22 protein-coding genes are annotated in these 21,729 nt (G+C 64.1%); 9 read left to right on the top strand and 13 right to left on the bottom strand.

The genetic code is table 11. From position 1 onward, the window contains the following. The 4 genes from Q7T45_RS04240 to hflX form a co-directional block, all read left to right on the top strand. The coding region (locus tag Q7T45_RS04240; protein WP_304868035.1) for a PAS domain-containing sensor histidine kinase at positions 1-862 on the top strand (862 nt) is incomplete at its 5' end. 18 nt (positions 863-880) lie between these two features. After that, positions 881-2,251, top strand: coding sequence for a sigma-54 dependent transcriptional regulator (locus Q7T45_RS04235; RefSeq protein WP_304868033.1), 1,371 nt, complete (start codon positions 881-883; stop codon positions 2,249-2,251). 254 nt (positions 2,252-2,505) lie between these two features. Then, entirely contained in the window at positions 2,506-2,754 is a 249-nt protein-coding gene (gene hfq / locus Q7T45_RS04230; RefSeq protein ID WP_006020546.1) for an RNA chaperone Hfq, read from the top strand. 11 nt (positions 2,755-2,765) lie between these two features. Continuing rightward, complete coding sequence (gene hflX / locus Q7T45_RS04225; protein ID WP_304867979.1) at positions 2,766-4,142, top strand: GTPase HflX; 1,377 nt, start codon at positions 2,766-2,768, stop codon at positions 4,140-4,142. Between the two features lie 858 nt (positions 4,143-5,000). Here hflX and mazG read toward each other — a convergent pair. Further along, positions 5,001-5,816 (bottom strand): nucleoside triphosphate pyrophosphohydrolase, encoded by an 816-nt coding sequence (gene mazG, locus Q7T45_RS04220; protein WP_304867977.1) that lies wholly within the window; start codon positions 5,814-5,816, stop codon positions 5,001-5,003. A 132-nt stretch (positions 5,817-5,948) separates the two neighbouring features. On the opposite strand from mazG, the gene queC reads away from it, so the two are divergent. Beyond that, a complete protein-coding gene (gene queC / locus Q7T45_RS04215) occupies positions 5,949-6,665 on the top strand; it encodes a 7-cyano-7-deazaguanine synthase QueC (RefSeq protein ID WP_304867975.1) in 717 nt (238 codons plus the stop codon). Here queC and Q7T45_RS04210 read toward each other — a convergent pair. Genes Q7T45_RS04210 through nthA form a run of 3 tightly spaced genes read right to left on the bottom strand, consistent with a single transcriptional unit; the run spans position 6,662 to position 8,341 of the window. Beyond that, complete coding sequence (locus tag Q7T45_RS04210) at positions 6,662-7,048, bottom strand: nitrile hydratase accessory protein (RefSeq protein WP_304867973.1); 387 nt, start codon at positions 7,046-7,048, stop codon at positions 6,662-6,664. The two genes, queC and Q7T45_RS04210, sit on opposite strands and share 4 nt — an antisense overlap. A 1-nt stretch (position 7,049) precedes the next feature. Beyond that, positions 7,050-7,706, bottom strand: a complete 657-nt coding sequence (gene nthB, locus Q7T45_RS04205; protein ID WP_304867971.1) for a nitrile hydratase subunit beta — start codon at positions 7,704-7,706, stop codon at positions 7,050-7,052. After that, positions 7,706-8,341, bottom strand: a complete 636-nt coding sequence (gene nthA / locus Q7T45_RS04200; RefSeq protein ID WP_304867969.1) for a nitrile hydratase subunit alpha — start codon at positions 8,339-8,341, stop codon at positions 7,706-7,708. The genes nthB and nthA overlap by 1 nt, the downstream gene beginning before the upstream one ends. Before the next feature lie 99 nt (positions 8,342-8,440). On the opposite strand from nthA, the gene Q7T45_RS04195 reads away from it, so the two are divergent. Continuing rightward, a complete protein-coding gene (locus tag Q7T45_RS04195) occupies positions 8,441-9,166 on the top strand; it encodes a hypothetical protein (protein ID WP_304867967.1) in 726 nt (241 codons plus the stop codon). 9 nt (positions 9,167-9,175) lie between these two features. Here Q7T45_RS04195 and Q7T45_RS04190 read toward each other — a convergent pair whose 3' ends face one another. Beyond that, a complete protein-coding gene (locus Q7T45_RS04190) occupies positions 9,176-10,108 on the bottom strand; it encodes a GGDEF domain-containing protein (protein WP_304867965.1) in 933 nt (310 codons plus the stop codon). A gap of 42 nt (positions 10,109-10,150) precedes the next feature. Here Q7T45_RS04190 and Q7T45_RS04185 point away from each other — a divergent pair, with 42 nt between their 5' ends. The 3 genes from Q7T45_RS04185 (at position 10,151) to Q7T45_RS04175 (ending at position 13,341) form a co-directional block, all read left to right on the top strand. Then, on the top strand, positions 10,151-10,957 hold the full coding sequence (locus Q7T45_RS04185; RefSeq protein WP_304867963.1) for an enoyl-CoA hydratase/isomerase family protein: 807 nt from the start codon (positions 10,151-10,153) through the stop codon (positions 10,955-10,957). A gap of 183 nt (positions 10,958-11,140) precedes the next feature. Beyond that, on the top strand, positions 11,141-11,662 hold the full coding sequence (locus Q7T45_RS04180; RefSeq protein WP_304867961.1) for a TRAP transporter large permease subunit: 522 nt from the start codon (positions 11,141-11,143) through the stop codon (positions 11,660-11,662). Between the two features lie 29 nt (positions 11,663-11,691). Continuing rightward, positions 11,692-13,341: an acyl-CoA synthetase gene (locus Q7T45_RS04175; protein WP_304867959.1), complete on the top strand. Its 1,650-nt coding sequence runs from the start codon at positions 11,692-11,694 to the stop codon at positions 13,339-13,341. A gap of 190 nt (positions 13,342-13,531) precedes the next feature. Here Q7T45_RS04175 and Q7T45_RS04170 read toward each other — a convergent pair whose 3' ends face one another. The 8 genes from Q7T45_RS04170 to Q7T45_RS04135 form a co-directional block, all read right to left on the bottom strand. Beyond that, entirely contained in the window at positions 13,532-14,503 is a 972-nt protein-coding gene (locus Q7T45_RS04170; protein ID WP_304867957.1) for a tripartite tricarboxylate transporter substrate binding protein, read from the bottom strand. Between the two features lie 34 nt (positions 14,504-14,537). Beyond that, positions 14,538-15,029, bottom strand: a complete 492-nt coding sequence (locus Q7T45_RS04165; protein ID WP_304867954.1) for a heme-binding protein — start codon at positions 15,027-15,029, stop codon at positions 14,538-14,540. A gap of 242 nt (positions 15,030-15,271) precedes the next feature. Continuing rightward, positions 15,272-16,090: an MBL fold metallo-hydrolase gene (locus Q7T45_RS04160; protein WP_304867952.1), complete on the bottom strand. Its 819-nt coding sequence runs from the start codon at positions 16,088-16,090 to the stop codon at positions 15,272-15,274. After that, complete coding sequence (locus tag Q7T45_RS04155; protein WP_304867950.1) at positions 16,087-16,878, bottom strand: TatD family hydrolase; 792 nt, start codon at positions 16,876-16,878, stop codon at positions 16,087-16,089. Before Q7T45_RS04155 ends, Q7T45_RS04160 begins: the two co-directional genes overlap by 4 nt. Next, the gene (gene metG / locus Q7T45_RS04150; protein ID WP_370691206.1) at positions 16,878-18,830 is read right to left on the bottom strand and encodes a methionine--tRNA ligase; all 1,953 of its coding nucleotides are present in this window, start codon (positions 18,828-18,830) and stop codon (positions 16,878-16,880) included. Before metG ends, Q7T45_RS04155 begins: the two co-directional genes overlap by 1 nt. Positions 18,831-18,884: 54 nt before the next feature. Further along, positions 18,885-19,931, bottom strand: coding sequence for a DNA polymerase III subunit delta' (locus tag Q7T45_RS04145; RefSeq protein ID WP_304867945.1), 1,047 nt, complete (start codon positions 19,929-19,931; stop codon positions 18,885-18,887). Continuing rightward, on the bottom strand, positions 19,928-20,620 hold the full coding sequence (gene tmk / locus Q7T45_RS04140) for a dTMP kinase (protein ID WP_304867943.1): 693 nt from the start codon (positions 20,618-20,620) through the stop codon (positions 19,928-19,930). The genes Q7T45_RS04145 and tmk overlap by 4 nt, the downstream gene beginning before the upstream one ends. 2 nt (positions 20,621-20,622) lie before the next feature. Next, positions 20,623-21,729 (bottom strand): D-alanyl-D-alanine carboxypeptidase family protein (locus Q7T45_RS04135; RefSeq protein ID WP_304867941.1); only part of this gene is annotated, 1,107 nt, incomplete at its 5' end.

Raw genomic sequence — 21,729 nt, 5'->3', positions numbered from 1 at the left:
CATTACGCTCGACGACATCACCGAGCTGGTTTCGGCGCAGCGGACGTCGGCGTGGGGCGACGTGGCCCGGCGCATCGCGCATGAGATCAAGAATCCGCTGACGCCGATTCAGCTTTCGGCCGAACGCATCCGCCGCAAATTCGGCAAGGTCATCACCGAGGACAAGGCGATCTTCGAGCAATGCACCGATACCATCGTGCGGCAGGTCGACGATATCAGGCGGATGGTCGATGAATTCTCACGCTTCGCGCGAATGCCGAAACCGGTCATGGAGGGCGAGGACGTCGCCGACACCGTCCGGCAGGCGGTGTTCCTGATGCGGGTCGGCAATCCCGACATCGACTTCGAAGCCGAGATCAAGAACGACCCGATGCGGGCGCAGTTCGACCGGCGGCTGATTTCGCAGGCGCTGACCAACATCATCAAGAACGCGTCGGAGGCGATCGAAGCCGTCCCGGCCGAGGAACTGGGCAAGGGCAAGATCGAGGTCGTGGCCGCCATCGAAGGAGATGACATCGTGATCGATGTCATCGACAACGGGATCGGCCTGCCCAAGGTGGCGCGGGCGCGGTTGCTCGAACCCTATGTGACAACGAGGTCGAAGGGCACCGGCCTGGGCTTGGCCATTGTTGGCCGGGTTCTGGAAGACCACGGCGGCAAGATCGAGCTCCACGATGCCGCCGACATCCGGCCGGGTCAGCGCGGCGCGTGGATGCGGCTGCGGTTTGCCATATCGGGCCACGCCGCGAAGCCGGAGGTCAAGGAGCCGGCGACAGAAACAAAGCAGCCGGCCTCTGAAACCATTGCGCCCGCTGACACGACTAACAATGAAACAAAAATCGAAGCCGCAACCGGCAACTGACAAGACAGGGCGCGACCCATGGCAAATGACATTCTGATTGTCGATGACGAAGCAGATATTCGGGATCTGGTTGCCGGCATTCTCGATGATGAGGGGTTCACCACCCGGACCGCGCGCGACAGCGATTCGGCGCTGGCGGAAATCGCCAATCGGCGGCCGCATCTGGTGTTTCTCGACATCTGGTTGCAGGGCAGCAAGCTCGACGGCTTGCAACTGCTGGAGCAGATCAAGAAGGACCACGCCGACGTGCCTGTCGTGATGATCTCGGGGCACGGCAATATCGAGACCGCGGTCGCCGCGATCAAGCGCGGCGCCTACGACTTCATCGAAAAACCCTTCAAGTCGGATCGGCTGATCCTGGTGGCGACCCGGGCGCTGGAGACGTCGCGGCTGAAGCGCGAGGTGAAGGAGCTCAAGCAACTGGCGCCGGCCGCCAGCGTGCTGACCGGACGCTCGGCCTGCATGAACCAGCTGCGCCAGACCATCGAGCGGGCCGCCAAGGCCAACAGCCGCATCCTGATCGTCGGTCCGTCCGGCGCCGGCAAGGAACTGGCGGCACGCACGCTGCACAACGCCTCGGCCCGTACCGAGGGGCCATTCGTCGTCATCAACGCCGCGGCGATCACGCCGGAGCGCATGGAAGTCGAGTTGTTCGGCATCGAGCAGTCCAACGGCGAGCAGCAGCGCAAGGCGGGGGCGCTTGAGGAAGCCCATGGCGGCACCTTGTTCATCGACGAGATCGGCGACATGCCGCGGGAGACCCAGAACAAGATCCTGCGCGTGCTGGTCGATCAGACCTTCCAGCGCTCGGGCGGCACCACCAAGGTCCATGTCGACGTGCGCATCATTTCATCGACGGCTAGGAACCTGGAAGAGGAGATCGCCGAAGGCCGGTTCCGCGAGGATCTCTATCACCGCCTGTCGGTGGTGCCGATCCGGGTGCCGCCGCTGTCGGAGCGGCGCGAGGATATCCCCGAGCTGATCGACTATTTCATGGATCAGATCTCGGTCGCGACCGGGCTGCCGAAGCGCCAGATCGGCCAGGATGCGATGGCGGTTTTGCAGTCGCATGTCTGGCCCGGCAACGTCCGCCAGCTTCGCAACAACGTGGAACGCGTGATGATTCTGGCGAGCGGCGGTCCGGAGGTGATCATCACCGCCGATATGCTGCCGCAGGATGTGGGCTCGATGGTGCCGGCGATGCCGACCAGCAACAATGGCGAACACATCATGGGACTGCCGCTGCGCGAGGCGCGGGAGGTATTCGAGCGCGACTATTTGATCGCGCAGATCAGCCGTTTCTCCGGAAATATCTCTCGCACGGCGGAATTCGTCGGCATGGAGCGCTCGGCGCTACATCGCAAGCTCAAGGCACTCGGCGTCGGTTAGGTAACCTCAGCGTTTATTCCATGCATTTGCTTGAGAAAATTCATCTCTTTCCGTGGTTTTACGGAGAATTGCACCAGTGTTCTGTGCGCCTGACGCGCGAACTGGCTTGCCTAAAAAGCGCGCCTGCCTTCTAATCATACCGCCGCGCCCTCGGAGGGGGATCTCAGGGGAAGCCGGCAACCGGGGGACAGCTCCGCTAGAGAGTAGCCAACGGTTCAATAAAAAGAAGCAAACAAGACTGCGGGACAAAAACAATGGCGGCAGACCGCGCACAAAATCTACAAGACACCTTCCTTAATCATGTTCGTAAGACCAAGACGCCACTGACGATCTTTCTGGTCAATGGAGTGAAGCTGCAGGGGATTGTCACCTGGTTCGACAATTTCTGCCTGTTGCTCCGTCGCGACGGTCATTCGCAGCTGGTCTACAAGCATGCGATCTCGACCATCATGCCGGGCGCTCCGATCCAGCTGTTCGAAGGCGGCGAGGACGCGCCGGCTTGAGAGTGATCTGATTGGAACCCCGAAATCCTGAAGGGGGCGCCGACCGTCCGCGGTCGGCAGGGGGCAAAGAATCGGGGCGGGTGGTTGTCATCGGCCCCTATCTGCGTGTGCGTCGCGGTGACCCCGACGCGCCAATGGATTCGCATGCCATGCGTAATTCCGAGGCGCGGCTCGAGGAAGCCGTCGGCTTGGCGCGTGCCATTGATCTTGTGATCGCGGAGGCGCTGATCGCGCCGATCAGCCAGGTCCGGCCCGCGACCTATCTCGGCAAGGGCAAGGTCGAGGAGATCGTCGGGCTGATCACCGGGCACGACATCGAACTCGTGGTGATGGATTGCGCGCTGTCGCCGATCCAGCAGCGCAATCTCGAGAAGGCCTGGAACACCAAGGTGCTCGATCGCACTGGCCTCATTCTCGAAATTTTTGGCCGGCGCGCCAAAACCCGGGAAGGTTCGCTTCAGGTCGAGCTCGCGCATTTGAACTATCAGCGCAGCCGCCTGGTGCGGTCCTGGACCCATCTGGAGCGCCAGCGCGGCGGTTTCGGTTTCATGGGCGGCCCCGGCGAAACGCAAATCGAGGCCGACCGCCGGCTTATCGGCGATCGCATCGCGCGGCTGGAAAACGAAATCAAGAAAGTTCAGGCGACGCGGCGGCTGCATCGCGAGGGACGCAAGCGGGTGCCGTATCGCGTCGTGGCGCTGGTCGGCTACACCAACGCCGGCAAGTCGACGCTGTTCAACCGCCTGACCCGCGCCGAGGTGCAGGCGGCCGACATGCTGTTCGCGACACTGGATCCGACCTTGCGCGCGCTCCATTTGCCGCATGGCGGCAAGGCCATGCTGTCGGATACCGTCGGCTTCATCTCCAATCTGCCGACGCAACTGGTGGCGGCGTTTCGCGCGACGCTGGAGGAAGTGCTGGAAGCGGACGTTATTCTCCACGTCCGCGATATCTCGCATGAGGACGCCGAAGCGCAGCAGCGCGACGTCGATACCGTGCTGCGCCAGCTCGGCATCGATCCCGACGCCGGCCGCATTCTCGAGGTCTGGAACAAGATCGACCGCTTCGACCCGGAGATGCGCGAAAACCTGCAGAACATCGCCGCCCGCCGTCCGCCGGAACGTCCGTGCTTCCTGGTTTCGGCCGAGACCGGCGAGGGGGTCGCGGCGCTATTGACGGCGATCGAGCACCGGCTGGCGGCAACCCGGATGACGCTGGACCTGTCGATCGATGCCTCCGACGGCGCCGGCATCAGCTGGCTGCATCGCAATTCCGAAGTGCTCAACAAGCAGCTGCACGACGGCCGCTTCGACATGACCGTGCGCGTCGATGAAACCAAGCGGGATATCGTGGTGAACCGGTTCGATGCCGTGCCGCACGTGATGTAGGCGTCGCCTTCGCGCACGCGGCAACCCATGCACGCTCGCTAGGCTCGCTTGTCCGGGACCACGAGCATGGTTTTCCGATTCGAATTTCAAACAGCGGACACGCAACCGCATTCTCGCGGTGGGAGTTACCCGAGGTTTGCCTGTCATTGTCCCTCGGAGATGAGGGAGCAGGGAATGCCGGATGCGCGCTGCACCCGCGGTCTCGTGTGCAAGATTGTGCGAAAGTGGCGCACACGAGCATACAGGGCAGCGGAGAACATCCGACATTCCCTGCGCAATGGCTTTACGGCTTATCTCGCGCTCACCCCGGAGTATCGGGCTCTTCTCGCCTCCGTCGCCTGCGGAAAACTGGCTCATCCGCGCCCGGTCGGGCCGACGTGCCTTCCGCAGACTTGACGCCGACCACTGAGGCGTCAGGTCCACACGGTTTTGCCGTACGCTTCGACACCGCTCGTCTGCACGTTCCAGACCGCTCACGGAGTTGATCCCGCCCTGCTGGTCCCATTCCGCGCACGATGCCGTCGCGTCCACCGCAACTCCTGTCCCAACGTTCGGTAACGATGGCCAACGCCCCTTCCAACGGGACAGGATGGCATGATTCATAATGGTGATTTGCGTTTCGGGAAAAGCGAAATCTTGCCCGACGGGTTGATTTGTCGCATCGCGTCGGGTCGACCACCGCGTCGCCCTGCGCACGGGTGAGCGCTGAGATGAGGCGCGCGATTCTCTCACCACGTCGTCCCTTCGAACGCAGGACCCATAACCACAGGCGTCTGCGGTTAGGAAAGGTCGTTAAACAGCTCTTCAAATCGATGGATCACGCCGTATGGATCGCTGCGTTCGCAGGGACGACGGCTGCTATTCCTTGCCCTTCGCCTCGTCCCACAGTGTGTCCATCTCGGCGAGCGAGGCTTGCTCAAGCGAGCTTCCGCGTGCCGCCAGCGTCTTCTCGATATAGCCAAACCGGCGCTCGAACTTGGCGTTGGTGCCGCGCAGCGCCAGGTCCGGGTCGGCGCCGACGTGGCGCGCCAGATTGACCAGAGCGAACAGCAGATCGCCGGTTTCCTCGGCGAGTTCCTTGGCGTCGCCGTTGTCCAGTGCGGCCTCGATCTCGTCGGCTTCCTCGCGGATCTTGCGCAGGACTTCGCGGGGGTCGTTCCAGTCGAAGCCGACGCTGGAGGCCTTGCGCTGCAATTCCATGGCGCGTGACAATGCCGGCAGTCCGGCCTTGACGCCGGACAGTAGGGATTTGTGCGAGATTTCCTCAGACGGCCGCCGTGCCGCACGTTCGGCGCGCTCCTCGGCCTTGATGCGCTCCCACGCGCTGGTGACGCCGACCGGCGTCAGCCGGCCGTTCGCGTCGGCGAACACGTGCGGATGCCGCCGGATCATCTTGCGCGTGACCGCCTCGACCACGTCGCCGAACGCGAACGCGCTCTGCTCCTCGGCCATGCGGGCGTGATACACCACCTGCAGAAGGAGATCGCCGAGTTCGTCCTTGAGATCGTCGAGATCGCCGCGCGCGATGGCGTCGGCGACCTCGTAGGCTTCCTCGATGGTGTAGGGCGCGATGGTCGCGAAATTCTGTTCGAGGTCCCACGGACAGCCGCTGCCGGGCGTGCGCAGCGCCGCCATGATTTCGAGCAGGCGTGAAATATCGCGGGAAGGGGTCATAAGGCTACCAAAGGCCGGAGAGAACATCAGGCCTTATGCCGCAACGGGAGCCTCCGTCCCAGCGAAACGAGCCGGGCAGGCGGATGTTTCCACCGATTGGCCCCGGGGAGAGATGAGTGCTATGGGCACGCCATGAGCAACCAACTCCAAACCGAAACCGCGCTGGTGCTGTTTTCCGGCGGACAGGATTCCGCCACCTGCCTTGCCTGGGCGCTGCAGCGTTTTGGGCGTGTCGAAATGCTCGGCTTCGATTACGGGCAGCGCCACGCCATCGAGCTGCAATGCCGGGGCCGCCTGCTCGACGGCATGAAATCGCTGCGCACGGATTGGGCAGAGAAGCTCGGCGACAGCCACACGCTGGATATCCCCACTTTGGCCGATATCTCCGACACCGCGCTGACCCGCGATGTCGCGATCGCGATGGGCGCTGACGGCCTGCCCAACACCTTTGTGCCCGGCCGCAATCTGGTGTTTTTGACTTTCGCCGCAGCGCTGGCCTACCGGCGCGGCATCACCCATATCATCGGCGGCATGTGCGAGACCGACTATTCCGGCTATCCGGATTGCCGCGACGAGACCATCAAGGCATTGCAAGCCGCGCTCAGTCTCGGCATGGCGAGATCATTCGAAGTGCATACGCCGCTGATGTGGCTGGACAAGGCCTCGACCTGGCAACTGGCGCATGATCTCGGCGGGGCAGGGCTGGTCGACCTGATCCGCGAACATTCCCACACCTGCTATCTCGGCGAACGCGGCGCGCGGCACGACTGGGGCTATGGCTGCGGCGAATGCCCGGCCTGCGCGCTGCGCGCCAGGGGCTGGCGGGAGTACGCGGCGCGCTCCGCCTAGCTCGCAAAATCTTCCGGCATCAACACGATCGGCGAGCCGTGCGGGGTGCGGTCGGCGGCGTGGTCCCAGGCGTCGCGGTAGCGGTGCAGGGTGGCTGTCGTCGCGACACCCTTGTCGGCGATCAGCCTTTCCAGCGTCGCCAGCCAGTGCCGATAATAGGTTTCGCCGGTATCGGCATCGCCAGCCGCCTGCGCGCGCTTGATCTCCTGCGCCAGCGCGGCCGCCCATTCGTTCCAGCTGAACAGCCCGCGCGCATGTAGCGCCAGTGCCATCGCAAAGGCCTGCGCTTCCCAGGGTTCGCGGAACACCGGGCCATCGGCATCGCGGGGAATGCCCGGAACGGTGCGGGTGGCGTCGAGGGCTGCTTGTGGATCGAGCGGCATATCAGGCGGGCTCCAGATAGGATTCCCAGGCGTCGACCGATGTCTTGACCGAGGCGTCGCCGTCAGGCCCCCACAATTCGCGGCCGTCGAAGATCACGGTATAGAGCCACTGCGGATTTTCCTGGCCCAGCGCATTGCTGTCGGGGAAGACGTGAACACCATGCAGCAACTCGACGACGCCGACATGCCCGCGCACGTAACGCGGCAGCCGCGTATGGGTTGGCGGATGAATCATTTTGGTGCGGACGCGGTCGCCGACCGCGAACAGAGCTGGGCTCCTGACCTCGCGCTGGGTCGGCCCGCCGCGGTGCAGCATCGCCGCGACGCCGTCGGATGACAGCGTCCTCGCCACCGGTTTGGCCGGATGCAGCGGCTTGCCCGCCTCGATCTCGTCCGCCGTGACCAGGCCGCGCTCCAGCATCAGCTGTTCGAGGCCCGCGAGCCAGATCTCGTAATAGCTCTTGCTCAAATACTCTTCGGGCGGCCGGTTCTCGCGGGCGAAGCGCGACATATCGATGTTCCAGCCGCCGGGCATTCCCATCGCCAGCGTGATCGCGAACGCGCGCCGTTCCCATTCGGCGTGAAACACCGGCTCGTCAGGTTCCGGCAGCACCGGACCGGACCACGCCACGCCGCCCATATCGTGCGCGCCCTCCATCAGGCGACCTCATGCGGTTGCTTGGGCAGACCGGTGCCGATCATGCTGTCGCGGGTGACGAGGTCGGCGAGGCGTTGCTCGCTCCAGCCCTCGGTGCCGGCGGGACGCATCGGCAGCACGAAATAGCGAATTTCCGCGGTCGAATCCCAAACGCGAATCTCGGTGCTGTCAGGCACTGCGAAGCCGAAATCGGCCAGCACGCCGCGCGGATCCTTGACCGCCTTGGAACGGAACGGCGCGGATTTGTACCACACCGGCGGCAGCCCGAGCACCGGCCACGGATAACAGGAGCACAGCGTGCACACGACCATGTTGTGGAGGCGAGGGGTGTTCTCGACCGCCACGATGTGTTCGCCCTGGCGGCCGGCATAGCCGAGCTCCCCGATCGCCGGCGTGGCATCCTCGAGCAGGCGGGCGCGAAAGGCCGGATCGGACCATGCCCGCGCCACCACCCGGGCGCCGTTGCGCGGTCCGACCTTGGTTTCGTAGGTCTCGATCAGAAGATCGAGCGCGGCCGGATCGACATAGCCCTTTTCGGTCAGGATGGTCTCGAGCGCGCGCACCCGCAGCTCGGTCTCCGACAATTCCGAATGGTCGTGATCGTGGTGATGATGGTCGTGGTCATGTCCTGTCATATCGGGAAGATACGCAAGATTGTGGGTATGTCGAGGCCCGCGGAACTCTGCTAGCGTGGGCTCATGGGGCAGGGCGCAAAACGCATAATTTGGGCGGGGATGGCGGCCATTGCGGCGCTCGGCCTGTCCGATCACGCGCGGGCCGCCAATGGCGCCTATGCGGTCGATGCCGCCGACGTTGGCGAGGCCGGATCCTGCAAGGTCGAAAGCTGGCTGCAGGCGGCCACCAACACCGATTTTTCGGCCGTCGCCAATCCCTCCTGCGTGGTCAATGTTTTCAGGCCAGTGGAATTGAGCCTGCAGACCGTGAGGTCTCGCAGCGAGGGTGAATGGAGCACCAGCCTCGCCCCCAAGGCCAAGTGGAACATCGCTCCGACGGGAATCGGAAGACTCGGCGTTGCCTTTAGCGCCGGCGGGGCGTTCGACGCGTCGACGGGGGAAAACCTCACCGCCTTTGCGACGATACCGGCCACTTACCGGCTGTCCGAAACCACGCGGATCAACCTCAATGCCGGCTGGCTGTGGGATCGCACCGTCGATCGGCATTACCTGACCTATGGCCTCGGCTTCGACTGGAAACTCACCGAAACCCTGCAATGGACCATCGAGACGTTCGGCCAGGCCGGGACATCGGATACGCCGAGCGCGGTGCGGCCGCGATTTCAGACTGGCCTGCGTTACCGGCCGAACGATATCTTTTCGGTCGACATGATCTACGGCCGCAATATTTCGGGCGAAGACGCCAACTGGATCACCATCGGCACGACGATCCGGTTCCCGGTGCCGGGCAGCAAGCCCGACCACCATCGGACCGGCCATTTGTGAGCTCGCCGCTCAGGCCGCAACCAGCGAAGCTGCATCGGCCCGCGCCACCTGATTGCGGCCAGCGTGTTTGGCGATGTAGAGGGCCCGATCGGCCACCCGCATGAGGGTCGAAAGGTCGACCTCCTCGCGAGCGACCGTGAAGCCGATGCTGATGGTCACGCGCGTGGAATCGCCATCGATCGAGATTTCCCTGGCTGCGCAGGCTTGGCGGATATCCTCGGCGTATTGCGCGGCCTGTTCGCGGGTGATTCCGATCATCAGCGCGGAAAATTCCTCGCCGCCGTGCCGTCCGACCAGGACACCGTCTTTGCCGGCGAAGCTACGCAATACGTCAGCGATCTCGACCAGCACCTTGTCGCCGAATGCATGGCCGAACCGGTCGTTGATCGACTTGAAGTGATCGACGTCGCACATAAAGACAACCGCCGGCAGGTTGGCGGCAAATGCCGATCTCAGGGTCACTGCCGCGGTCTCGTCGAAGCCGCGCCGGTTGAGCAATCCGGTCAATTGATCGGTGCGGGAAATCCGGGCCAATTCGCTGCGCGCCAGCGTCAAATCCCGCATCAAGAGGGCAGATCGAAAGCTCAGGCCACCCGCGAGCAGGGCCGAGATCACGACGGCAGCGCCGATGGTCGAGAAAATCACCTCGCCGACGCGGGCGTATGCATCGAGGTCGGTGCCCAGTTGCAGCAACATCGTGACCGCGGTCATGACCACGGTGAGGCTGACCGCCACGGCAACACGGCCGGCCGTATGGCGCAGTGCATCGCCACGCGTCGCAATTTGAAATGTCATGATCTGCCTTGGTTGGTCACGAGCCTTAGCATCAGCAGCGACCTCACATGACGAGGAACTCGGCGGTGTTGCGGACGAAGTGAACCGGGCTATAAGAAATTCGATAAAATTGGCGCCATTCGAAAAGACGTTCGGCGCAAGCGACAAAAATGGCGCTATCGGAAAGCTGGCGGGCAGGGAGACGCTGAATTGACCGGGTTTGTCACCATAGAGAAGGGCCTCGGGCCCGAGGGACGCATCGCCGTGGTGCGCTTCGACCGCGGCGACGGCATCAACGCGCTGTCGCCGGAGGCGCTGCGCCAGCTCACCGACGCCGCGCGCAGCTTCGAGGACGACGGCGAAACCTCGGTCGTGGTGCTGACCGGTGGCGCCAAGGCGTTCACCGCCGGTTTCGACCTCAAGGACCCCGAAGGCCGGTCGCGCGCCACGATGGATCTGGGGACGCTGCGGCGGCACCTCAAACTGGGACCGCGGCTGACCCGCGCCTGGCAGGAAATGGAACAGATCACGATCGGCGCCATCGAAGGCTTTTGCGTCGGCGGCGGCGTGGCGCTGGCGGTGGCGCTGGACTTTCGCGTCATGGCCCGCGACGGCCATCTACGGGTGCCCGAGATCGGCCTTGGCATGAACATGAGCTGGCAGAGCGTGCCGCGCATGCTGCATTTGATCGGACCGGCCCGCACCAAACAGGCGGTGATCCTGGCCGACCAGCGCATCTCCGCCGCCGAGGCCTATGAATGGGGCCTGGTGGAGGAGGTGGCCGATCCCGGCAAGGCTTTCGACGCCGCGATGGCGCTGGCTGCCAAGGTCGCCGCCCAGCCGCCGCTGTCGGTCGCCATGACCAAGCTGACCGTCAACCGGCTGACCCACGCGCTCGACGACCTCGCCAGCCACATGGACGTCGACCAGTTCGCACTGGCCAGTCTCAGCGAGGATCACAAGGAAGGCGTCGCGGCGTTCCTGGGCCGGCGCAAGCCGACGTTCCGGGGGCGCTAGGGCAGCCCCGGACGAAAAGTCGAAAACAACCCCATGCACAGTAAGGCAAGACCGCACGCCCATATCTCGGATTCGCATAAGGTATATTATGGAATATATTTATATCCAAATAGATCAAATAGTTAGATAGAAATCATGCGATCTTACCGCAGCGATCGCTGCTCGCAGCGGCTGTAGCCTGAATTGCCGCGAGCCAATCGTCAGGTCAGCCCCAAGCAAGCATTACGGTTCTGCGAGACCCTCGCGAACCGATATTGCCGCACGGGAGCGATCCTGCTGATCATCGGCACGGCGACAGGGATGGCCTGGGGGCTGACCCAGTCCGGTTTCTCGCGCGCGCTCGCGGCCGCCATGACCGGCCTGCCCGGCGGCTCGGCGACTTTCATCGCGGTGTCGATCGTGGCCTTCACCATTCTGGGCAGCGTGCTCGAGGGCATTCCGGCGATCGTGCTGTTCGGGCCGCTGCTGTTTCCGATCGCCCGCGCCGTCGGCGTCCACGAGGTGCATTATGCGATGGTCGTCATCCTCGCCATGGGCATCGGACTGTTCGCGCCGCCCTTTGGAGTAGGCTACTATGCCGCCTGCGCCATCGGGCGCGTCGATCCCGCCGAGGGGGTCCGGCCGATCTGGGGCTATCTTCTGGCCCTGATGGTCGGTCTGATCGTGGTGGCGATATTCCCATGGATATCGATCGGGTTCCTGTAAGTTCAAGTCAGCGAAATGGATCAACGGCCATGAGCGCTCCGCAGAACCAGTACAGCATCGGTCTAGACAAGACGGCCGCCAACTACGTGGCGCTGACGCCGCTGAGTTTCCTGGCGCGCACCGCCGCCGTCTATCCCGACCATGTCAGCACCGTCTATGAAGGCCGCAGTTTTACTTGGTCGCAGACCTATGCGCGGTGCCGGCGTTTTGCTTCGTACCTCGCCGGCCGGGGCATTGGCCATGGCGATACGGTCGCGGCGATGCTGCCGAACATCCCCGCGATGAACGAGTTGCATTTCGCGGTGCCGATGGCCGGCGCCGTGCTCAATGCGCTCAACATCCGGCTCGATGCGGGCTCGATCGCCTTCCAGCTCGATCATGGCGGCGCGAAAATCATCCTGGTCGATCCGGAATTTGCCGGGGTGATCGCGGAGGCGCTGACATTGATGGCGGGCCCAAAACCCTTCGTCATCGATGTCGACGATGTCTCGTTCGCCGGCGGCAAGCGGCTCGGCGAACTCGAATACGAGGCCGCGGTGGCGCAAGGCGACGAAAACTTCGTCGCGCGGCTGCCGGCCGACGAATGGGATGCCATCGCGCTCAGCTATACCTCGGGCACCACAGGCAATCCGAAGGGCGTCGTGACCCACCACCGCGGCGCCTACCTCAACGCCGTCAGCAACATCCTCGCCGGCGGACTGGGCCAACACCCGGTCTATCTCTGGACCCTGCCGATGTTCCACTGCAACGGCTGGTGCTTTCCCTGGACCATCGCGGCTGCGGCCGGCGTCAATGTCTGCCTGCGCAAGGTCGATCCGACCAAAATCTTCGAGCTGATCAAGGCGCACGGCGTCACCCACATGTGCGGCGCGCCGATCGTCTACAATGTGCTGATCAACGCGCCGGATGCGCCGAAGGGCAAGGCGGCACGGCCGGTCGTCGGCTTGATTGCGGGCGCCGCGCCCCCAGTGGCGGTGCTGGAAGGCGCCGAAAGCATCGGCATCAAGCTGACCCATGTCTACGGCCTCACCGAGGTCTATGGCCCTGCCTCGGTATGCGCGGAGCAGCCGGGCTGGGACGATCTGCCCGCCGACCAGCGCGCGCAATTGAAGCGCCGGCAGGGCGTGCCCTACCCGCTGCAGGAAGCCGTCACCGTGATCGATCCCGAAACCATGCGCGAAGTGCCGCGCGACGGCGAGACCATCGGCGAAGTGATGTTCCGCGGCAATATCGTGATGAAGGGCTACCTCAAGAACGAGAAAGCCACCAACGAGGCCTTTGCGGGCGGCTGGTTTCATACCGGCGATCTCGGCGTGCTCGACGCGCACGGCTACGTCATCATCAAGGACCGCTCCAAGGACATCATCATATCAGGCGGCGAGAACATCAGTTCGGTCGAGGTCGAGGACGTGCTCTACAAGCACCCCGCCGTGCTGTTCGCGGCCGTGGTGGCCAAGCCGGATTCCAAATGGGGCGAGGTGCCCTGCGCATTCATCGAGTTGAAGGACAGCGCGCAAGCCACCGAAGCCGAGATCATCGCGTTCTGCCGCAGCCAGATGTCGGGATTCAAGACGCCGAAGGCCGTGGTGTTCGGGCCGATCCCGAAGACATCGACGGGAAAAATCCAGAAATTCATGCTGCGCAAACAGGTGGATTCGGCGAAGGCGATCACGGCCTGAGGGGCTGTTCTTCTCCCCTCCTCCCGCGAAGCGGTGGGGAGGGGTCGGAGGTGGGGGGGGGCTTCAGCACATTCGCCTGTCAGCAAATTTGCTGAGACGCCCCCCACCCCCGACCCCTAAGAGCGAGCTTCGCTCGTCTCGACCCCGCCACGCGCAAGAGCGCGTGGAGGGAGGGGAGAAGCGCAGCGCTCTAATCCAGCTGCACGCCCGATGCCTCGACCACCGGCTTGAAACGAAGCCGCTCTTTCTCGATGAAGGCGCGCGCCGACGCCGGTGTCGAATCGACGATCGGGTCGATGCCGATCTTGCGCAAATCTTCCTGGAATCCGGGATCGGCCATGACGCGCGTGGTCGCTTCGCTGAGTCTGGTAATGACGGACGCCGGCGTCGCGGCGGGCGCGCCGACGGTGTTCCACAGACCGGCTTCAAAGCCTTTCATGCCGAGCGCTTCATCCACGGTTGGAATATCCGGCGCCAACGCGGACCGTTTCGCCGATGCGACCGCCAGGATGCGGACCGTGCCGGCGCGGTACTGCTGCACCGAGGTGCCGAGCGTATCGATCACCATGCCGATCTGGTTGCCGAGCAGATCGTTCATCGCCGGCGCCGAGCCCTTGTAGGGAATTTGGGGAATGTCGAGCTTGCCGGCCTCGATCTTGAACATCTCGCCGGTCAGATGAAGGAAGGTGCCGGTACCGGGCGATCCATACTGCAATTTCCCCGGATTGGCCTTAACCGCCGCAACGAGGGCCTTGAGGTCGGACGGTTGCGACGGATGCACCACGATGACCGCGGGGGCCGAACCGATGATGGCGATCGGTGCAAAATCCTTCAGCGAGTCGAATTGCGGCTTCTTCGACAGCAGATTGTACAGCCCATGCGTGGAAGCGGTGCCGAACAGCAACGTATAGCCATCGGCCGGTGCGCGCAGCGCCTCCGCCGAGCCGATCGCGCCGGCCGCCCCGGACTTGTTTTCCACGATCATCGACTGCCCGAGAATGCCGGACATGCGCAGGGCATATTGCCGCGCGCAGACATCCGTGGGCCCGCCCGCCGGGAACGGAACGATCAGGCGAATGGAGCGCGACGGATAGGCGTCCTGCGCCAGCGAGGGCGTCGACAAAACACCAAGGCAGAGTGCCGCGAATGCGAGCCGTTTCATTCAGTTTCCTCCAGATTTTTCTTGTTCGAGTTGGTCAGAGCGCCGCGTCGTTCCAGTTGTCGGCCGGCTGTTCCGGATGCGGCGTCAGGCCCGCGCTCAGCACTGCGGTGACCGCGGCATACTCGTCCTTGTCCGACGCATCGCCGCTGACGCCGACCGCGCCGATCACTTCCTTGGCCGCGTTCAGCACCAGCACGCCGCCGGGGACCGGAATGAACCGTCCATCCGATGCCGCTGCGAGTGCGCCCTGGAAGGCCGGCCGTTCGCGCAGGCGGTCGCGGATGGTGCGGCTGGAAATGCCCATGCCGAGCGCGCCCCAGGCCTTTCCGATCGCGATATCGGTGCGCAGGATGCCGGATCCGTCCTCGCGCTTGAGAACCACCAGATTGCCGCCGGCGTCCAGCACCGCAACTGTCAATGGCAGCAACTTGACCTCGTGGCCGGCGGCAAGGACCTCGTCGGCGATCCGCTCGGCGCTCGCCAGCGGCATCGAGACCTGCAGGCGATGGACATAATAATCACTCACGTCGCGGTCCTTTCCGAACCTGTTGGTTATGCTACGCGACCAGAGCTAGCATTCTGTCTGCATATGGGAAAGCGGTCTTCCGCGACCAAGCGACCGGAAGTGAGTACGCGCTCAATCACTCCGAACCTGATCCTGAGGAGCCGCGCGGCTTCGCGCCGCGTCTCGAACGATGGCTGCGAGCGCTGTGCCAGATGGTTCGAGACGCGCGCCCGACAGCGTAAGAGCGCTGCCGAACGCGCTCCTCACCATGAGGGACCGGCAGGCGCGTCCAGCGTCAGCCGCATGCCATCATAGGCTGGTATCACGCCCTGCGGCAGGCTCTGCCGCAGCACCTCGTAATCGAGGTCGGAATGCATGTTGGTGATGACGGCGCGGCGCGGCTTGAAGCGGTCGATCCAGGCCAGCGCATCGTTGACGCTGAAATGGCTGGGATGGGCGGCATAGCGCAGTCCGTCGATGATCCAGAGATCGAGATCTTTCAGGTACGGCCAGCTCTCGGCCGGGATGTCGCTGACGTCGGGCGTGTAGGCGGCATCGCCGATGCGATAGCCCAGCGCCTGGATGTTGCCGTGCTGCATGATGAAGGCGGAAAGCGTCACCGCCCCGCCCTTGCCTTCGATGGTCCGGCTTTCGCCGGCTTCGATCGAATGCTGGTCGAGGATCGGCGGATAGTCGCTGCCGGGCGGCGCCAGGAAGCAATAGGAGAACCGCAGCAGGATATGGTCGGCGGTCGACCGGTTCAGATAGACCGGAATCCGCCGACGCTGATGCAGTACGACCGAGCGCAGATCGTCGATCCCGTGGGTCTGGTCGGCATGTTCATGGGTCAGGAACACCGCGTCGATGTGATCGACATTGGCGTCGATCAACTGCTCGCGCAGATCGGGCGAGGTATCGATCACGATCCGGGTGATGCCGCCCTCCCCGGCGCGCTCGGCCAGCAGCGAGCAGCGGCGGCGGCGATTCCTGGGGTTGTCGGGATCGCAGGCGCCCCAGCCCAGCGCCGGACGCGGCACGCCGGCCGAGGAGCCACAGCCGAGGACTGTCAGCGTCAGCGTCATGCGATCGCTTTCGGAGCGGGCACCTTGCTGAACAGGCGGAAGAAATTCTCCGTGGTCTGGCGCGAAATCTCCTCCAGCGAAACGCCCCGCGTCTCCGCCAGCACTTTGGCGACTTCGACGACGTAGGATGGCTCGTTGCGCTTGCCGCGGAATTTGCCGGGCGCCAGATACGGCGCGTCGGTCTCCACCATGATGCGATCGGCCGGAAGCTCGGCCGCGAGATCGCGCAGGGCCTGCGACTTCTTGAAGGTCAGGATGCCCGTGAATGAAATCGACAGACCCAATGCGATCGCCTGCATCGCGAGGTCCCGTCCGCCGGTGTAGCAATGCAGCACCGCGCGAAAGGCTCCCTTGGCCATTTCATCCTCGAGGATCCGGCCGCAGGCCTCGTCGGCAGCGCGGGTATGGATCACCAGCGGCAGGCCGGTGGCGCGGGCGGCGGCGATGTGGGCGCGAAAGCCGCGCTCCTGCGCTGCCGGCGAGCCGTTGTCGTAGAAATTATCCAGCCCCGCCTCGCCCAGCGCCACCACCTTAGGATGGCTGGCCAGCTCGATCAGTTCGGCAGCGGCAATGCCGTCCTCCTCATCGGCGTGATGCGGATGGGTGCCCACCGAGCAGTAGACATTGGGAAACCGCTCGGCGATCTCAAGTAGACCGGCGAGACGCCGCACCCGCGTCGAGATGGTGACGATGCGCCCGATTCCCGCCGATTCCGCCCGCGAGACGATGCCGTCGAGATCGTCGGCGAAATCGGGAAAATCGAGATGGCAGTGGCTGTCGACGAGCATTATTGGGCGCCGCTCGGCGGCTCTTTAGGTTCGACGTAACGCGGGAAGATCCCTGATGGCGCCGGCAGTTTCGTGCCGGCTTTGATACGCGAAGCAAGCGCCGCAAAGTTCCGCGCATCCACGGGCACACCAAGGCTGTCGAGCATCTTCGCCGAGGAGTCGGGCATGACAGGTTGCGCCAGAATGGCGACCTGACGCACCACTTCCGCGGTGACGTACAGCACAGTGCGCTGCCGCGCCGGATCGGTTTTCGCCAGCGCCCACGGCGCCTCGCCCGCGAAATAGCGGTTGGCTTCGGCCACCACGGCCCAGACCGCGTTGAGCGCCTGGTGGATCTGCTGGGTCGCCATCGCGGTACGCGCGAGATCGAGCATGCCGTCGGCCTGCGCCAACATCGCCTTGTCGTTGTCGCTGAACTCGCCGGGTTCCGGCAGCACGCCCTCAAGCTGCTTGGCTATCATCGACAGCGAGCGCTGCGCCAGATTGCCGAGATCGTTGGCGAGGTCGGCATTGATGCGGGCGACGATGGCCTCGTGATTATAATTGCCGTCCTGACCGAACGGCACCTCGCGCAGGAAGAAGTAGCGCACCTGATCGACGCCGTACTGGTCGGCGAGGTTGAAGGGGTCGACGACGTTGCCGAGCGACTTCGACATTTTCTCGCCGCGGCTGAACAGGAAGCCGTGGGCAAAGACGCGCTTCTGCACCGGAATGCCCGCCGACATCAGGAACGCCGGCCAGTACACCGCATGGAAACGGATGATGTCCTTGCCGATGACGTGAAGGTCGGCCGGCCAGAAGCGCCAGTTGGCGTCGTTCTCGTCGGGAAAGCCGACGCCGGTGATGTAGTTGGTCAGGGCGTCGACCCAGACATACATCACGTGTTCATGGTCGCCGGGAACCTTGACGCCCCAGTCGAAGGTGGTTCGCGAAATCGACAGGTCGCGCAAACCGCCTTTGACGAAACTGACCACTTCATTCTTGCGCGAGTCTGGCCCGATGAAATCCGGCTGTGTTTCGTACAGCTTCAGCAACTTGTCCTGATAGGCCGACAATTTGAAGAAATAGCTCTTCTCCTCGACCCACTCGACCGCCGTGCCCTGCGGTCCGCGCCGCACATTGTCTTCACCGACGATGGTTTCGTCCTCGGCGTAATAGGCTTCGTCGCGCACCGAATACCAGCCGGCATAGCTGTCGAGATAGATGTCGCCATTGGCGGCCATCCGCTTCCAGATTTCCTGGACGGAGCGGTGATGCTGTTCTTCCGTGGTGCGGATGAAGCGATCGAACGAGACGTTGAGACGCTCGTCCATCTCCTTGAACCTGAGCGCATTGCGGGTCGCGACTTCCAGCGTCGGCAGCTTCTCGGCTTCCGCGGTCTGGACCATCTTCTGGCCGTGTTCGTCGGTTCCGGTGAGGAAGAACACGTCCTTGCCATCGAGCCGCTGAAACCGCGCCAGCGCATCGGTCGCGATCGCCTCATAGGCGTGGCCAATATGCGGCACACCGTTGGGGTATGCGATCGCGGTCGTGATGTAGAATTTGTTGGTGTCGACGGCGGCCGGCGTGGTCGCGACGACAGCAGGCTTGCGGGCGGGCTTGGCAACGGGAACTGGCGCTGGCTTCGCCGCTAAAACCGTCTTGTTCGATGTTGCCTTGCTGGCGAACTTTTTCGCCGGCTTTTTGGCAGCGGTTTTCTTGCCGGCGGTTTTCCTGGCAATCGGTTTTCGCGTCTTCTTTACCGTTTTCCTGACCGCTTTCTTCGCGGTTTTTTTGACCGTCTTCTTGACGGTTCTCCTGGCCGTTTTCTTTGCCGTTTTCTTGGCTTTCTTCACCACGCGCTTGGTGCGCTTCTTCACGGCCGCTGCCTTGCTGGCACGGGTGCGGGAGGCCTTGCGGGCCTTCTTCGTCTTTGGCTTGCTGGAAGCCTTTTTCCTAGGTGTCGCCACCACAATTTCCTTTATCGCTCAAACCGGATTGCCGGGAGGTGTTCGCGCACGGGAGGCTTATCGCGTTGCTTCCGCAAGCATCCCGAACACCGAGAAAACCAGTGGTTTTCGCTCAAGATTGTATGATTCGGTGTCGCGCGCGGCGCGGTTGATCTTTTCCCACACCTCCGCCAGCCGTGCAAGGCGGGGAAGGTTGGCGTTGGCATTGGCGTCGTCGGCCCGCAGCCGCGTGCTGACCCAGCGCTCGACGCTGTCGATGAATGCCGCCAGCGCCACCCGGTCGCTGCCGCCCAGCGCATCGCCGAGCGCATGCAACTCGCGCGGATCGACCCGCGGCAGGGTCGCCAGCAGCGCCGCGGTGCGCTGATGCAGTTTCAGGGCGTCGCCGCCGAGCAGCGTCAGCGCCCGCGACACACTGCCCTCCGCCGCTTCCGCGGCCTCGTTGAGCGCGGGATCGTCGATCGCGATGTGGGTGGCCGCGGCGGCGGCGGCGATGACGTCAGCGGTCGAGAGCGGCCGCAGCGGCAGTTTGCGGCAGCGCGACTGGATCGTCGCCAGCACCCGCGCCGGCGCGTGGCTGACCAGCAGGAACAGCGATTGCTGCGGCGGCTCCTCCAGAATCTTCAGCAGCGCGTTGGCGGCATTGGGATTGAGTTCGTCGACGGTGTCGACGATGCAGACCCGCCAACCCTCCACCGCCGCGGTCGAGCCGAAAAACCCGATGGTCTCCCGGGTCTCGTCGACGGTGATCACGCTGCGCATCACGCCCTTGTCGTTGAGGCTGCGCTCCAGCGTGAGCAGGCCGCCATGGGCGCCGGCCGCGACAAGGCGCGCGAGCGGGTCGGCGGGCTCGACGTGAAGGGTTTTGGCGTTCTGCACAGCCGAATCCAGCGGATTGCGATGGGCGAGCACGAACTTCGCCATCCGGTAAGCCAGCGTCGCCTTACCGATGCCCTGCGCGCCGCCGATCAACCAGGCGTGCGGAATGCGCCCGCTGCGATAGGCATCCAGCAACGCCATCTCGGCGTCGCGATGGCCGAACCAGGCGGTGGTTTCGCGCGGATGAGGCGCCGCGATGTCCTGCTCAACCTTGCGGGCGCTCATGCGAGATTGGCCACGCTGCCGACATTGGCTTTGAAGAAGCGTTCGCGCAGCGCCGCCCACACGCCGGCTGCGACGGTCGCGGGATCGGCATTGGCGTCGATCAGCACGCAGCGCTGCGGATCGTCGGCGGCAATCTGCCGGTACGCCTCGCGCAAATCCTGATGAAATTTGAGGTCTTCCGATTCGAAGCGGTCGGGCGCGCCGGCGCCGCGCCGGATCGCCGCGCGCTTCATGCCGATCTCCACGGGAACATCGAGAATCAGCGTCAGATCGGGCTTGAGGTCGCCGATGGTGACGCGCTGCATCGCGTCGAGAAAGGCCGGCGTGACCTGGCCCAGCCTGCCCTGATAGGCGCGCGTCGAATCCGAAAACCGGTCGCACAGTACCCATGTGCCCCTGGCCAGCGCCGGCTCGATCACCGTGCGCACATGATCGTCGCGGGCGGCCGCGAACAACAGGGTCTCCGCGTCGGGGCCGAGCAGCTTGCCCATGCCTGACAGCACCACGTGCCGGATGATCTCGGCGCCCGGTGACCCGCCGGGCTCGCGGGTGACGATGGTGCGCAGCCTGGCCGCGTTGAGGCGTTCCGCCAGCGTCTTGATCTGGGTGGATTTGCCCGATCCCTCGCCGCCCTCAAAGGTGATGAATCGTCCGCGCCCGGGCACTCGTTGGACCGCTGGCTCGGCCATGGTCAGAGCTTCTCGGCGCCGGCGCGAAACATCCCGATCACGAGTTCGCTCGCCCCGTCGATCGCCCGCCGCATCGTCGATCCCTGGGCGACCGGCTCGGCGGCCACGACCGGCGCTTCCATCGCGAGGTTGGCGCCGCGCCAGACCTTGACGAAGCCGACCCGCTGGCCGGCCTCGACCGGCGCCCGCACCGGGCCGTTATAGACCACGCGCGCAATCAGTTTATCGGTGCCGTTCTTCTGCACCATCACCTTGATCGGCTCGGAACTGGTGAGCTTGACCGAGCGGCTCTCGCCGCCAAACACCTTGGCGTAGCCGACCGGTTGCTGGGCGGCGAACAATGTGCGGGCCTCGAAATTGCGAAATCCCCATTCCAGCATCTTCTTGGCTTCGGTGGCGCGATCGTCGGGATCCTCCAGGCCATTGACGACCACGATCAGGCGCAGGCCGTTCCGCACGGCCGAGCCGACCAGGCCATAGCCGCCGTCCTTGGTGTGTCCGGTCTTCAGGCCGTCGGCGCCTTCCAGCGAGTTCAGCAGCGGGTTGCGGTTCTGCTGGCGGATCTTGTTCCAGGTGTATTCGCGCTCGCCGAACAGTTTGTAGAAATCGGGATAGGTCAGGATGATGTGGCGGGCGAGTTTGGAGAGTTCGCGCACCGTCATCTTGTTGGCGGGATCGGGCAGCCCGTTCGAATTGCCGAAGGTCGATTTCGTCAGGCCGATCTCGCGCGCGCGCTTGGTCATATTCTCGGTGGCGAAGGTTCGCTCATTGCCGGCCATCGCCTCGGCCAGGATCATGCAGGCGTCGTTGCCGCTCTGGATGATGGCGCCGCGCAGCAGATCGTCGACCGGAATCTTGCTGTGAATGGCCGCAAACATCGTCGAGCCGCCCGAAGGCGCGCCGCCCTTGCGCCAGGCATTTTCACTGACGCGGTATTCGTCGGTGAGCTTGACCTCGCCCTTCTTGATGGCGTTGAAGACCACCTCGGCGGTCATCAGCTTCATCATGCTGGAGGGGGGACGCAACTCGTCGGCGTTCTTCTCGAACAACACGCTGCCACTGGAGGCCTCGATCAGGATCGCGGTCGGCGCGTCGCCGTCGAAGCCGCC

Source organism: Bradyrhizobium sp. (genome assembly GCF_030646015.1).
Lineage (GTDB): Bacteria > Pseudomonadota > Alphaproteobacteria > Rhizobiales > Xanthobacteraceae > Bradyrhizobium.
Note: the sequence above shows the minus strand (reverse complement) of the source record. Positions and strands in the feature narration are given on the sequence as shown.